The organism is Bradyrhizobium sp. AZCC 2176 (assembly GCF_036924645.1).
In the GTDB taxonomy this organism is placed as follows: domain Bacteria; phylum Pseudomonadota; class Alphaproteobacteria; order Rhizobiales; family Xanthobacteraceae; genus Bradyrhizobium.
In genome coordinates this window covers 6,987,972-7,001,669 of the sequence record NZ_JAZHRX010000001.1, presented here as the reverse complement: position 1 = coordinate 7,001,669, position 13,698 = coordinate 6,987,972, and the positions used below count along the sequence as shown (strand labels likewise).

13 protein-coding genes are annotated in these 13,698 nt (G+C 61.9%); 8 read left to right on the top strand and 5 right to left on the bottom strand.

Translation table 11 applies throughout. The features are described from left to right. Window positions 1-4: 4 nt before the first annotated feature. Complete coding sequence (gene poxB / locus V1288_RS33320; RefSeq protein ID WP_334361024.1) at window positions 5-1,741, top strand: ubiquinone-dependent pyruvate dehydrogenase; 1,737 nt, start codon at window positions 5-7, stop codon at window positions 1,739-1,741. 67 nt (window positions 1,742-1,808) lie between these two features. Continuing rightward, complete coding sequence (locus tag V1288_RS33315) at window positions 1,809-2,369, top strand: hypothetical protein (RefSeq protein WP_334361023.1); 561 nt, start codon at window positions 1,809-1,811, stop codon at window positions 2,367-2,369. Window positions 2,370-2,371: 2 nt separating this feature from the next. On the opposite strand, the gene V1288_RS33310 is transcribed toward V1288_RS33315, so the two are convergent. The 5 genes from V1288_RS33310 to V1288_RS33290 all read right to left on the bottom strand — a co-directional run bounded on the left by V1288_RS33310 (window position 2,372) and on the right by V1288_RS33290 (window position 5,989). Beyond that, window positions 2,372-3,100 carry an amino acid ABC transporter ATP-binding protein gene (locus tag V1288_RS33310; protein WP_334361022.1) on the bottom strand — a complete coding sequence of 243 codons (729 nt, stop codon included), beginning with the start codon at window positions 3,098-3,100 and terminating at the stop codon, window positions 2,372-2,374. Then, window positions 3,087-3,737, bottom strand: coding sequence for an amino acid ABC transporter permease (locus tag V1288_RS33305; protein WP_334361021.1), 651 nt, complete (start codon window positions 3,735-3,737; stop codon window positions 3,087-3,089). The genes V1288_RS33310 and V1288_RS33305 overlap by 14 nt, the downstream gene beginning before the upstream one ends. Window positions 3,738-3,740: 3 nt before the next feature. Next, window positions 3,741-4,403: an amino acid ABC transporter permease gene (locus V1288_RS33300; RefSeq protein WP_334361020.1), complete on the bottom strand. Its 663-nt coding sequence runs from the start codon at window positions 4,401-4,403 to the stop codon at window positions 3,741-3,743. Window positions 4,404-4,430: 27 nt separating this feature from the next. Next, window positions 4,431-5,207 carry a transporter substrate-binding domain-containing protein gene (locus V1288_RS33295; RefSeq protein WP_334361019.1) on the bottom strand — a complete coding sequence of 259 codons (777 nt, stop codon included), beginning with the start codon at window positions 5,205-5,207 and terminating at the stop codon, window positions 4,431-4,433. 227 nt (window positions 5,208-5,434) lie between these two features. Then, entirely contained in the window at window positions 5,435-5,989 is a 555-nt protein-coding gene (locus V1288_RS33290; protein WP_334361018.1) for a PAS domain-containing protein, read from the bottom strand. A 333-nt stretch (window positions 5,990-6,322) separates the two neighbouring features. On the opposite strand from V1288_RS33290, the gene V1288_RS33285 reads away from it, so the two are divergent. From V1288_RS33285 to V1288_RS33260, 6 genes are all read left to right on the top strand, one after another. Continuing rightward, window positions 6,323-6,547, top strand: coding sequence for a hypothetical protein (locus V1288_RS33285; protein ID WP_334361017.1), 225 nt, complete (start codon window positions 6,323-6,325; stop codon window positions 6,545-6,547). A 112-nt stretch (window positions 6,548-6,659) separates the two neighbouring features. Then, complete coding sequence (locus tag V1288_RS33280) at window positions 6,660-6,950, top strand: hypothetical protein (RefSeq protein ID WP_334361016.1); 291 nt, start codon at window positions 6,660-6,662, stop codon at window positions 6,948-6,950. A 74-nt stretch (window positions 6,951-7,024) separates the two neighbouring features. Then, window positions 7,025-8,251, top strand: a complete 1,227-nt coding sequence (locus tag V1288_RS33275; protein ID WP_334361015.1) for an endo alpha-1,4 polygalactosaminidase — start codon at window positions 7,025-7,027, stop codon at window positions 8,249-8,251. 473 nt (window positions 8,252-8,724) lie between these two features. Continuing rightward, on the top strand, window positions 8,725-10,437 hold the full coding sequence (locus V1288_RS33270) for a type I secretion system permease/ATPase (protein ID WP_442894002.1): 1,713 nt from the start codon (window positions 8,725-8,727) through the stop codon (window positions 10,435-10,437). Window positions 10,438-10,439: 2 nt separating this feature from the next. Then, complete coding sequence (locus V1288_RS33265; protein WP_334361013.1) at window positions 10,440-12,350, top strand: HlyD family type I secretion periplasmic adaptor subunit; 1,911 nt, start codon at window positions 10,440-10,442, stop codon at window positions 12,348-12,350. Window positions 12,351-12,842: 492 nt separating this feature from the next. Next, window positions 12,843-13,640 carry a rhomboid family intramembrane serine protease gene (locus V1288_RS33260; RefSeq protein ID WP_334361012.1) on the top strand — a complete coding sequence of 266 codons (798 nt, stop codon included), beginning with the start codon at window positions 12,843-12,845 and terminating at the stop codon, window positions 13,638-13,640. Window positions 13,641-13,698 lie beyond the last annotated feature (58 nt).

The following is a 13,698-nucleotide window of genomic DNA, read 5'->3' as shown; positions in this document are numbered from 1 at the left end:
CAGCATGAAGATCGACAATGTCGCGGACCTCATCGCAGAGACGCTCGCGCAAGCCGGCGTCAAGCGCATCTTCGGCGTGGTCGGCGACAGCCTGAATGGCCTCACCGACGCGCTGCGCAAGCGAAAGGCGATCGACTGGATTCATGTCCGGCATGAGGAGGTCGCAGCCTTTGCCGCCGCGGGCGAAGCGCAGATTACCGGCGAGCTCGCGGTATGCGCGGGGTCGTGCGGTCCCGGCAATCTGCATCTCATCAACGGCCTGTTCGATGCGCACCGCAGCCGCACGCCGGTACTCGCCATCGCCGCGCAGATTCCGTCCGCCGAAATCGGCGGCGGCTATTTTCAGGAGACGCGCCCGCAGGATCTGTTCCGCGAATGCAGCCACTATTGCGAACTGGTTTCCGATCCGGCGCAATTGCCTTACGTCCTGGAAAACGCCATTCGCGCGGCCGTGGGGCGGCGCGGCGTCGCGGTTATCGTCATCCCCGGCGACGTCGCGCTGCGATCAGCGCCGAAGCGCGGCATCTCGCCGAATCCGGGGCTGCTGCCGGCTCCGCCGATCGTTCGGCCGGCCGAAGCCGAACTGGAGGCGCTGGCTAAACTCCTTAATGGCGCCAAGCGCGTCACGCTGTTCTGCGGCCGCGGTTGTGCCGGCGCCCATGACGCGCTGATGCGGCTTGCCGAGACGCTCAAGAGCCCGATCGTGCATGCGCTCGGCGGCAAGGAGCATGTCGAGTTCGAGAATCCCTACGATGTCGGCATGACCGGCTTCATCGGCTTCTCGTCCGGCTACGCGGCTATGCATGCCTGTGAAGTATTGCTGATGCTGGGCACGGACTTTCCCTACAAGCAGTTTTTGCCGACAGACGCGAAGATCGTGCAAGTGGACATCCGCCCCGAGAATCTCGGCCGCCGCTGCAAGCTCGATCTCGGCCTTGTCGGTGATGTCGGAGCCACGATTGGCGCGTTGCTGCCGAAACTGAAGGCGAAGGTGGATCGCAAGCATCTCGACGACAGCCTGGCTCACTACAAGAAGGCCCGCGCCGGCCTCGACGAACTCGCGCAGGGCACACCTGGCCAAAAGCCGATCCATCCGCAATATCTGGCGCGCCTCCTCAGCGAGCAGGCGTCACAAGACGCGGTGTTCACGGCCGATGTCGGCACGCCGACGATCTGGGCAGCGCGCTATCTCGCGATGAACGGCCGCCGGCGCCTCATCGGCTCCTGGGTTCACGGCTCGATGGCCAACGCCATGGCGCACGCCATTGGCGCGCAGGCCTCGCAGAAGGGGCGGCAGGTGATCTCGATGTCGGGCGATGGCGGCTTCGCCATGCTGATGGGCGATCTGATCACGCTGACGCAGATGAAGCTGCCGGTGAAGGTCGTGATCTTCAACAATGGCGTGCTGGGTTTCGTGGCGATGGAGATGAAGGCCTCCGGCTTCATCGAAACCGGCGTCGATCTCAACAACCCAGATTTTGCGGCGATGGCGGGTGCCATGGGGATTCATGCGGTGCGGGTGGAGGATCCGGGCGAACTCGCAAACGCAATCCGGGACGTGCTGGCCCATGACGGTCCCGCCGTGCTCGATGTCGTCACCGCGACACAGGAATTGTCGATGCCGCCGACGATCACCGCAGAACAGATCAAGGGTTTTAGCCTCTGGGTGCTTCGCGCAGTGATGAGCGGCCGCGGCGACGAGGTGATCGACGTGGCCAAGACCAATTTGCTGTCGCGCTAGGAAGTGCACTTGGGTGCAACTTTGATTCGGCCGGATAGTTGTTCAGTGTGAAAAACAATAAGGCTCCATGTCCAAATGGCTTAAACAGTTTCTGTTTGGAATTTGGGGCCTTCTGCTGATCCCACTGATCACGCCTGTCCTCAAAAAATGGTTCGAGGAAAACGTCTTCTCCGATCCTAACGATGTGGCCACGACCGCTTTTGATAACCTTGTCGCACTGGGACAACAGCGTTGGTTCAAATTTGCGGTGGTCTTTTTGACCGGATTGGTGCTTGGCATCTCAATAGAATGGTTGAACCGGAAGTCGGATGACAAAAAAGCCTCCGAGCTCCGGAGCCTTGGCTCCAAATTTCGCAGCCTTTCAGACAGCATCAAAATTCGGAGCGCGTCGTCGGGATGGCCGGAGAATGTGCGTGATCTCAAACCTGCAATCATGTCTGCATTTGGCTCTGCCAGGAAATTTCATCTGTGGGTCCCGGATGAGCACGTGTACCAATTGCCGGATGCGTCGTTCCTTTGTGAATATTTAAGATGTGTCGGCAAGCTTTTAGAAGACGGACAATTTAACAAGGCCGACAGTGAGGCGCTCTCCTGGAGGCCATTCCTCGACAATGTAGCGCGGTCTTGAGTTCAGCCGACCTGGCCGACGAATTGCTGCAGTTCCGGCGTCCGCGGCGCGGCGAACACCTCCTTCGGAACGCCTTCCTCATGTACCTTGCCATGGTGCATGAAGACCAGCTTGGTGCCGACGTCGCGCGCGAAGCGCATTTCATGCGTGACCAGGATCAGCGTCATGCCTTCGCGCGCCAACTGCTCGACCACGCGCAGCACCTCATTGACCAACTCGGGATCGAGCGCCGAGGTGATTTCGTCGCATAGCAGCACCTTCGGCCGCATCGCGAGCGAACGGGCAATGGCGACGCGCTGCTGCTGTCCGCCGGAGAGTTCGCTCGGATAGGCATCCATCTTTTCCGACAATCCCACCTTGGCCAGCACTTCGGCGGCGGTAGCGCGGGCTTCCGCCTTCGACACCTTGTTGACGACGGTCGGCGCCAGCATGACGTTCTCGGCCGCCGTCAGGTGCGGAAACAGGTTGAACTGCTGGAACACCATGCCGACATGGCGACGCAGCTCGCGCAGATTGGTGCTGGCGCTACCGACCTCGATCCCGTCGGCGACGATGGCACCGGACTGATACGTCTCCAGCCCGTTGATACAGCGCAGCAGGGTGCTCTTGCCGGAGCCGGAGCGGCCGATGATCGCGACCACGTCGCCCTTGGCGATATCCAGCGAGACGCCCTTCAGCACCTCGTTCGGGCCAAAACTCTTCCTGACGTCACGGATGCTAACGAGCGACATTGAGGCGGCCTTCGATTTTCTTCGCCCACCAGGACAGCGGGAAACACAGGCAGAAATAGATCAGCGCGACCAGCGAGTAGACCAGGAACGGCCGGAAGGTCGCGTTGTTGAGCATGGTGCCGGCCTTGGTCAGCTCGACGAAGCCGATGATCGAAGCGAGCGCGGTGCCCTTGATGACCTGCACGGAGAAACCCACGGTCGGCGCGACCGCGATGCGCGAGGCTTGCGGCAGGATGACGTGGCGCATTTGCTCGATGTAGCTGAGCGCCAAGCTGGAGGACGCCTCCCACTGGCCCTTCGGGATCGATTCGACGCAGCCGCGCCAGATCTCGGTCAGGAATGCGCTGGTCCAGAACGTCAGCGCCAGCGTCGCCGCCATCCACGGCGAGACCTCGACACCGAACAGTGCGATGCCGAAGAAAAACAGAAAGAGCTGCATCAGGAGCGGGGTGCCCTGGAAGAACTCGATATAGACCTTGGTGAACCATTCCAGCGGCGCGATCTGCGACGTCCGCATGAACAACAGGACCAGGCCGACGATGCCGCCGCAGAAAAACGCGATCAGCGACAGCACGACCGTCCACTGCGTGGCAATCAGGAGGTTCGAGAGGATATCCCAGAAGCTGAACTGCAGCATGGCTCACCTCGCCTTGAAGATGACGCGGCCGAGCGCGCGCAACAGCGAACGCGTCAGCATCGCAAGCAGGAGGTAGGCCAGCGCGACCATGAGATAGACTTCGAAGTTGCGGAAGTTCCGCGACGCCACGAAGTTCGCGGCATAGGTGAGGTCTTCCGCGGAGATCTGCGACACCACCGCCGAACCAAGCATCACGATGATGATCTGCGACGACAGCGCCGGATAGATTTTTCGAAAAGCCTGGTTGAGCACGATATGGCGCAGCACCTCCCATTTGTTCATCGCGAGGCTGAGGCCGGCCTCGATATGACCCTTTGGCACCGCCTCGATGCCGGCGCGGATGATCTCGGTCGAGTAGGCACCGAGATTGATCACCATGGCGAGGAAGGCAGCGGTGGTCTCGCTGAGCTTCAGCCCTAGCGCCGGCAGGCCGAAGAAGATGAAGAACAACTGCACGATAAACGGCGTGTTGCGGATCAATTCGACATAGAGCGCAACGATGCGGCCGAGCCACGCCGGCCCGAAAGTGCGCGCCGAGGCGCCCGCGGTGCCGACGGCGATGCCGGCAACCGTCGACACGACCGTCAGCACGATCGTGAAGACCAGTCCGTACAGAAGCACGTTCCAGTAGGGCAGCAGTTCGGCGAATTGCAGTTTGTACGTCACCGTGGCGTCCCCCAGCGCTTCGCGAGGCTAGAAGCCGGGCGGTAACGGCGCCTTCAGCCACTTCTCTGACAGTTTGCCGATCTCGCCCGACGCCTTGGCCTTGGTGATGATCTCATTGACCTTGGCGAGCAGCGCCGGCTCGTTCTTGTTGACCCCGACATAGCAGGGGCTGTCCTTGATCACGAATTTCAGCGCCGGCGCGCGGGCAGGGACCTTTTCGGCGATAGCGGCCGCCACCGTGTTGCCGGTGGCGATCAGGTCGACCTGGCCCGATACGAAGGCGGCGATGGTCGCGTTGTTGTCCTCGAAGCGCTTGACGGTGGCGTCCGGGGCCGAGGCGGTCAGCGCCTGTTCCTCGATCGCACCGCGGGTCGCGCCGATGGTCTTGCCCTTGAGATCGGCGGCGCTCGTCACCGCGATCGCCTTGGTGCCGAACACGCCCGAGAAGAACGGCGCATACGCGATCGAGAAGTCGATGACCTTTTCGCGCTCCTCGTTCTTGCCGAGGCTGGAGATCACGAGATCGGCCTTGTTGGTCTGCAAATAGGGAATGCGGTTGGCGCTGGTCACCGGAATGATCTCGGTCTTCACCCCGAGTTCCTTGCCGATCAGGTTGGCCATGTCGATGTCGTAGCCCTGTGGCTTGAGATCGAGGCCGGCGGAGCCGAACGGCGCAAAATCCTGCGGCACCGCGATCTTGATCACCTTCGACTTCATGATGGAATCAAGCGCGTCGGCATGGGCCTGCGTCGCCACCGCGGCAGTGGCCAGTGCGGCAGCAAGCATCAATCTCTTCAACAGCATTCTTAAGATCTCCGAGGTTACGGCGAACAAGTGCCTCCGAGATTCCTCTCGGCGCGTATTCCGCTGATGTGGCCCGGCTCCACGTCGCGATTCGACCCTGCCTGACGCCTCGCATTTAGGCAATGCTTGGCGGTGCTTTTTTTGGAGGCTTTTTGTGGGTCGTTTTCGAGCATGGTCATACGACCATGCATTGTGCTGCGGCGCTCGTTGAACCTGTCGGTTGGTGATTACCGCAGGCCCTCATAGACCATGAAGCCGCGCGCGATGGCGAGCTTGCGCAAGGCGCGCGGAACGAGCTTTTGCGGCCGGTGCAGATAACGCCACGACGTCACCTTGAAATCCCTGATCGTGCCGAGGTCGCCTTCGAACGGCGCCAGCGATCCGGTCAGACTGATCGGCGCATGTGCGCGGTTGTTGAATGGCAGCAGCAGCAACTCGAGATGCGCCGTCGTACCGTCTTCCGACGTTGCAGTGATGCCGGCAATCGCCGCCAGCATTTCCTCCGCGACGTAGCTGATGATTTCCTCGATCTCGCGGCGGCTGTCCGCCGTGAACAGCGCAGAGAAGCTCGAATCCTTCAGGTCGCGGCCGAGCAGGGCAGAAACCCGCGTTCCGGCGACGCGAAACGGGTAGCCGGCCTCGTTGTCGTAGGACAGCACGAAAATGTCGCCGAGCAGTTCGCGCACCGCACCGGGTTCGATCTCGCTGCGGTCCGGCGCCCGCGCATCGCCGCGCTTCGTATCCCAATAGGCGAAGAACTCGCGGCTTGATGGGTGTTTCATGCTTACCTTTTCCCCGGCTTGCCTTGGCGGGACACATCTGTCCCGCTTTTGCGCACGCGCCTTCCCTGGTTCGTTGTGCAGGACAGGCTTTGCAGCGTCCATGCCGGGGACGCGATTTGGCGGCTTCAGGCGCCGCTTTGTGTTGTTAACGTTAAATTAACCAAGCCGCGCCTCCCTTCGGCGTTGAACCTCACGCGACAGGTTATTGATCTCGTGGCTTTTTTGCCGTGAAGCGCTTTCGAGCCATTAAAGTGCATCGGCTGAAGCGCCGTGTGCCGGCCCCACAGGCGGAGATTGCCGCGTTGGCGCCGCTACACCCTCAAGGGCGACGGCATGCCGGTCGAGAAGTTGATCCGAGCGTTCGTGGACAAGTTGCGGATGCCACAGCGTGGCGGCGAGAAGGCGAACTTCGGCACGCTCGTCAAGGCCTTCGGTGTTCAGTTCCTGGCCGAAACCAGGGGCAATGATTCCATCGCGCGACGTGATCTCCCGAACAAAGTTGGGCGAAAAAGCAGACACACGGTGGCAACATCGGCTTGGTCAACTCGAAGGTTGTAACGCCAGGAGCGGTGTCACTCTGCCACCATGTCCCCGTTCAACAGCCGCAATACGAAGAGCAGTGGTTTGCAAAGTAGCGCCGCACGAGCCGCGTGCCCGCGGGAAGCTGCGCGTGCGCTTCCAAGAGATGAGCAGAGATGATCCGGGTAGCGTGCAGCGTGACTTGCTTCGCAGGCTGCTTTTTGCCGGCTCTCGCAAGACGGAGACCGCGCGTTTGATATGGGCCGATATCGATCCTGCTCAACGCGTGACGACGTTGCCAGCGCTCAACACGAAGGGCCATCTGATGGTCCTTGGTTTTGAGTCGACGAACGCGGTGACGACCCTCTGCATCGCCGACAACCGCGGCGGGGCTCCGCAAGCACTGATTGATACTGCAACAATTTCAACGTCACCGCCGTGACATGGCCTTCATCTCATCTTGAAGCGACCTTCATTCAGCCGCGTTTTTTGCTCAGCCAGACCGTGGGGACAATGATGGATGGAGAGAAGCTCATGACGATTACGGCAGATTATGTTCTGCAAGGTGTCAATCCGCAACAAATCGCAACCGCGCCGTTCGACGTTCAGGTGGTCGAAACCGAGAATGATTCCGGCGTTGCGTTCACCGCTGCGCAGGTCCAGCTCATGAAGAGCGGCGGCAGCGAGGTGCTCGGCTATTTCAATCTCGGCGAGGCCGAGAATTACAGGGACTATTTCAGCTCGCTGTCAAAGTCGGTCGTCGGTCCCGAGGACCCGGACTGGGCCGGCAATTTTCAGGTCGCCTTTTGGACGCCGGAATGGAAGGCTGTCGCGCAACAAGCCATCGATAAGATGATCACTGCGGGTTACGACGGCATCTATTTCGACGTGGTTGACGAATATTACTCATCGTGGGCGACGAGCCACGATTCGAATTCCGAACAGGACATGGTCAATCTCATCGAGTCGCTGAAGCAGTACGCGACGTCGAAGGATCCGGACTTCAAGGTCTGGGTCAACGGGGCCGAAGAACTGCTCGATCATCCCGACTATGTCAGTGCGATCGACGGGATGTTCAAAGAGGAGGTGTACTACACGGACAGCGGCAAAAAGCAGCCGATCGCCGAGACGCAATACACGCTCGAAAATCTCCACAAGGCCACCGACGCCGGCAAGCCTGTCGTGGTCATCGAATATGTGGATGGTGCGACCAAGATCGATGACGTTCACGCGCAGGCCGCGCATGACGGCGTCGGGTCCTATATCGGGCATCTCGATCTGAACGGCATCGACCTCGACGGCGTTCTACCGGGGCAGACGGTGCATCCACTCGAAACAAGCGGATCGACGACCACCACCACCACCACCACCACCACACCAACGACGTCGACCACCGATGCTGGGACGACCACCACCGGTACGACGACAACCACCGGTACGACGACGACCCCGACTGGATCGGACACGACGACTGCCACGGGCTCGGATACGACGAGCACAACCACGAGCGGTACGTCCGGGACCACGAGTGGTACATCTACGACTACGGGCGGTACATCGACGACGACCGCGCCGGACTCGACTTCAGGCGGATCGAGCTACGACTGGCACCACATGACCAAACAGGACTGGTACCAGTCGGCTACCCAATCAACGACGACCGTGTCGGACAGCTTCCAGCAGAGCTGCGACTGGCACAGCACGACCAAACACGACTATTACGCGAACTTCTGGCACCACTAGGAGTCGGAGGGTCTGTCTTCCGACAACACTTGTCAGAAGACAGCCCTTCGGGATTGAGAATTGAACGAAGCCGCAGGCAAGGCGGTTGAGGTGGTGACGGCCACCTCCTGTCTGAGAGGATTGAGGTGTCAGAGCCCAACCCCTCAGACAGGATGTTTTCCGATGGCTCTCATCACCGAGCCATGATTGAGACGCGCAAATTCCAGCGCGCGCATGTGACGACCAAATCAACGGCGGCCTGACCGCCGGAAGGTCGTCTGGTTTCGGAATCGCCTGCGTAAGTTTTCAGCGGTCGCATTCTTGGAAGTTGCATTCTTGGAATTCATGGAACTTTGATCGATCAAGGGGGGATGCAACCGAGTGTTGCTCAAGATCGCATGCGAATAATGCCATCCTTCAGCTTGCGGAATCCGCTGCCCACGGTGGCGGGCGATGATCCTGTGGCTGTCGGCCTGCGCGAAAGCGCGCGACGAATGGTCGGCATCGCAGGCTTCAGCGGTGTGGTGAACATCCTGATGCTAGCAGGCTCTCTCTACATGCTGCAGGTTTATGACCGGGTGATTCCGAGCCGCAACATCGCGACCTTGCTCGGCCTCTCGCTGATGGTGCTGCTCGCTTACCTGATCCAGGCATATTTCGAGGCGTTGCGCACGCGCATGCTGTGCCGGGTGGCAACCATGTTCGATGTCGGCATGCAGGAATCGATCCATACCGCGCTTGCCACGCTGCCACTCCGTGGCGCGAACCCGGTGTTGCTGCAGCAGCCGCTGCGCGATCTCGACCAGATTCGTACCTTCATGTCGGGGATGGGACCGACGGCGTTTCTGGACATGCCCTGGATTCCCATTTTTCTGATCGCGCTCTTTCTGTTTCATCCCGCAATCGGCGCCACGGCGCTGCTCGGAACGATTGCGATCATCGCGATGACGTTGCTGACAGAACGGCTGTCGCGCGGCGCGGCCAAGGCCGCGATGGACTCAAGCGCCCGCCGGCAGGTGCTGGCGGATACCACCCAGCGCAACGCCGAGGTCATCCGGGCGCTTGGCATGCTTGATCGATTCACGGCGCGCTGGTCGCAGGCCAATGAGCGGTATCTGCGCGAAAATATCCGGGCCACCGATCTATATGCCAACCTCGGATCGGGCGCCAAACTCCTGCGCTACGTGCTGCAGTCGGGCATGCTGGGGATTGGCGCCTATCTTGTGGTGGCCGACAAGGCCTCGGGCGGCATCATGATCGCTTCGTCGATCATGATGGGCCGTGCGTTGGCGCCGGTTGAAATTGCGCTCGGCAACTGGAAGCAGCTTGTCACCGCGCGCCAGGGGCTCGTCCGCCTGCGCGACATCTGCAAGGTGACGGCAAAGCCGGCTGCACCGCCGGTGGCGTTGCCGCGTCCTTGCCGCGAGCTCTCGGTAGAGGATCTCTCCGTCGCAGCGCCAGGCATGGACAAGCCCATCGTGTCCAACATTTCGTTTTCGCTGAAGGCCGGCATGGGGCTCGTGCTGCTCGGCGCCAGCGCTTCCGGCAAGACCTCGCTGTCGAGGGCGCTGGTCGGAATCTGGCCGGCCAAGGATGGCGTGGTGCGGCTCGACGGAGCGGCCATCGATCAATGGCGCAACGAGGATTTGGGGCGCCATATCGGATACCTGCCTCAGGACGTGGCACTGCTCGAGGGTACGGTGGCCGAAAACATCTGCCGGTTCGACGCGGGGGCGACATCGGATGCGATCCTGAAGGCCGCGCAGATTGCCGGCGTGCACGACATCATCCTGCGCCTGCCGCAGGGATACGCGACGCGCATCGGCCAGGGCGGCATGTCGCTCTCCGCAGGCCAGCGCCAGCGGATCGGCCTTGCGCGAGCCGTCTTCGGCGACCCGTTTCTGGTCGTGCTCGATGAGCCGAATGCGAACCTCGACACCGACGGCGAGAATTCCCTCGGGCGTGCCATTCAGACCCTGCGCAGCAACGGAAGCATCGTCATCGTCGTGTCGCACCGCCCCAGCGCGCTTGCCTCACTGAATATGGCGATGGTGCTCTACGAGGGCAGGGCGATCGCGTTCGGTCCAAGCGAAGAGGTATTTGCGCGCGTTCGAAACGCGCCGGGCCGGGCAGCGACTGCTGCACAAGCGGCGGCCATACGGACCGCGCCTCGGGTCCGTCGCGCGGCAGTTGCGGGGAGCGCTTGAACATGCGGCCCAGGCAGAACGCGCCAGATTCCAATGACGCCGTGCAGCGCGCGGCCCGCGATCCAAACCCGGACGCGTTCGGATCGCAGGGCGCAGCCCTGATACTCGAATTGCAACGTTTGAGCCGCGCCTTTGACAGCGAGATTCGCGGTCATCAGCACGCACAGCGGGCGCGGCGCACGGCGCCTGATGCCTCGGCGCGTCCCATTCGTGCCCAAGCCCGCCGGCCCAAGCGCCGCAAAAAGAGCAGGATGGGGCGGGTTATCGACTTCTGTCTTGAACAGGTCGGATTCAAGTCGGCCGCGCCTGCCGAGCGCAGGATAGAGCCGCCGGACGAGGCTCACGTCACGCCGCGCCATCCGAGTCCGAGCCTCGTACCGTGCCGTCCGTTGCCGATGGATTTGACAAAACCCGGGCCGGCAATCCCGGCGCCGGATGCCGCGCACCAATCGATGGTTCTCCCGAATCCGCAGCTCAAGCTTTCGGGTCCGCCCGCGCCGGCAACGACCGTCGGGCGCCTGGTTCGAAGTGGCAGCGCCGGCCTGATCGCTGCGGGTTCCTTCCTGATCAATCGCAACGCTCACGACCCGGCGAATGATGCGGCCGATGCTGGTTTAATGAAGCACGCCGGATGGTCGTTTGAAAATGAGTTGCGGACCGGCCTTCGAATTCTGCTCCTAGCCACCGTGTTGGGCGGCGGCTGGCTTGCGCTCGTGCCGCTTGCAGGCGCCGTCGTGGTGCCCGGAAATCTCGTCGTGCAATCCAATGTCAAGACCGTCCAGCATCCCACCGGCGGGGTCGTTGCGGAGATCAAGGTCGCCAACGGCGCGCACGTGGCCGCCGGCGATTTGCTGTTGCGGCTCGACGCCACCCAGGCCCAGGCCAGCCTTCAGATCGTGAGCAAGCAGCTCGACGAGTTGCGCGCGCGGATCGCGCGATTGACCGCCGAGCGCGACGGCCTGAGCCAGCCGGAATTCCCCGCCGCATTGAAGGCGCGCACCGGCGAGGACAGCATCCGAAGTCTGCTGGCGTCGGAGGTTTCACTGTTCAAGGCCCGATCCGAAGGGCGCAACAGCCAAAGGGACGTCTTGCAGAGCAAGATCGGGCAGCTCGGCCAGGAGACTTCGGGGCTGGAGGCCCAGGTGGATTCCAAGGCCAGGCAGCTTGAGCTGATTGCAGGCGAGCTCGTGGGGGTCCAGGACCTCTACGACAAGCGACTGGTGCCGCTGACGCGTCTCACGACGTTACAGCGCGAGACCGCGCGGATCGAAGGCGAGCGCGGGCAATTGATATCCTCGATCGCCGAGACGAAATCAAAGGTCGGCGAGACACAGCTTCAGATCGCGCGCCTCGATCAGGATTTTCGCACCGAGGTGGTCAAGGAACTCGGCGAGACGCAGGGCAAGGAAGCCGAACTCGTCGAGCGCGGCGTCGCCGCGCGGGACCTGCTCGACCGCATCGAAATGCGGGCGCCGACGTCGGGCGTGATCCACAAGCTTTCCGCGCATACCATCGGCGGGGTCATCCGCCCCGGCGACGTCATCATGGAAATCGTGCCCGATACGGACGACCTGCTTGTCGAAGCAAGGTTGCAGCCGCAGGACATCGATCAGGTTCGTCCGGGCCAAAAGGCATTCGTCCGCTTCTCAGCCTTTAACCAGCGGGTGACGCCGCAGCTCGCCGGCGCGGTGTCCCTGGTGTCGGCCGATACCAGCCATGATCCACAGACCAATGCATCCTATTTCACGGTGAGGGTCGTGTTGCCCGATGATGAGCGCCGCCGGCTGGGTGGCCTGCAACTCGTGCCGGGCATGCCGGCCGAGGTCTTCATGCAGACCGGCAGCCGGACCATGCTGAACTATTTGCTGAAGCCGATCACCGAGCAGATGAATCGCGCGTTTGTCGAGCGGTAGTTGCTCGCACCTCGCTTCACCAAATACCTGAGTCAAGACAGATGCTTGCGGATAGGGGCGAGTGCCGTGTCGTTAACCCTAAATTAACGATGATGTTGGCGATCGGCGCGTTGCCTGCGTAGAGTGGAACGCATCAGACGGCGCCGGCTTATCTGAAGGTTCTCGGCGCAGTTGGTACACAGGTGGCGTCAAACAGTTTGGTCATCGCGCGGGGAGGGCGGGGATGTGATCCCGGCTCCCGGGGCGCGAGAAGATCAGCAAGACAAGGGAGGATGTTCTCAGCATCCTCCCTTTTTCGTTTTGACGGCGACATCGTGTCCCGAACGCGGCGCACTGGCGGTGCGGGTCCAGGGGTTTGTCAGAAGCAGTTCCAGCATACCGCTCCCGCGATACGGGTCGGCCCGGAATTCCGATTGTGCACTTGCACAAGGCGGGTAAAGCCGCCTATCTGGGCCAATACGCATCAAAGCCGCCTTGCAAGGTCCTGGCCCCTTGGAATCCCAGCCTTACCCATCCCTGGTCGAGCCGCCGGACACCCCGCGTGAGCCGATCCTGACGCTTCCGGGCGCGCTGACCGCCTATATCGCGCTGATCGCTGCGATTCATTTGCGCCTGCTGCTGCCGGCGGAGTTGGAGAACTGGACCATCGACGTCTTCGGCTTCATTCCGAAGCGCTACGATTCCACACTGCTCAACATCCGCTTTCCCGGCGGGGCCGGCGCCAAGGTCTGGACCTTCGTCACCTATTCGCTGCTGCATGCCAATCTCAGCCATATCGGCTTCAACGTGCTATGGCTGCTGCCGTTCGGCAGCGCGCTGGCCCGCCGGTTCGGTCCTGTCAGGTTCTTCGCATTCATGGCGGTGACGGCCGTGGCGGGCGCGCTGGCGCACCTCGTCACCCATGAGCACGCGATCGCGCCGATGATCGGTGCCTCGGCCTCGGTATCCGGCGCCATGGCCGCCGCCATCCGCTTCGCCTTCGTGCAGGGAAGTTTTCTTTCGTTCACCCGGGGTGATGCGGATGCCGCAGCGAAGGTTCCAGCGCTGTCGCTTGCCCGGGCGTTGCGCAACACGCGCGTGCTGGGATTTCTGGCGGTGTGGTTCGGCGTCAACATCATCTTTGGCCTCGGGTCGATTTCTCTCGGCACGGACGGCGCCAGCGTGGCCTGGCAGGCGCATATCGGCGGATTCCTCGCCGGCCTGATGTTGTTTTCGCTGTTCGATCCGGTGCCGCGTGCGACGCCGCATGCGGCGGACGTTTCATCGCCGGACGAACCTGGCCGCGTCTGATCGCCGCTTGCGGCGAGCGACGATTTCATCCATCATCCACACAAGTTGTAACGCAAGC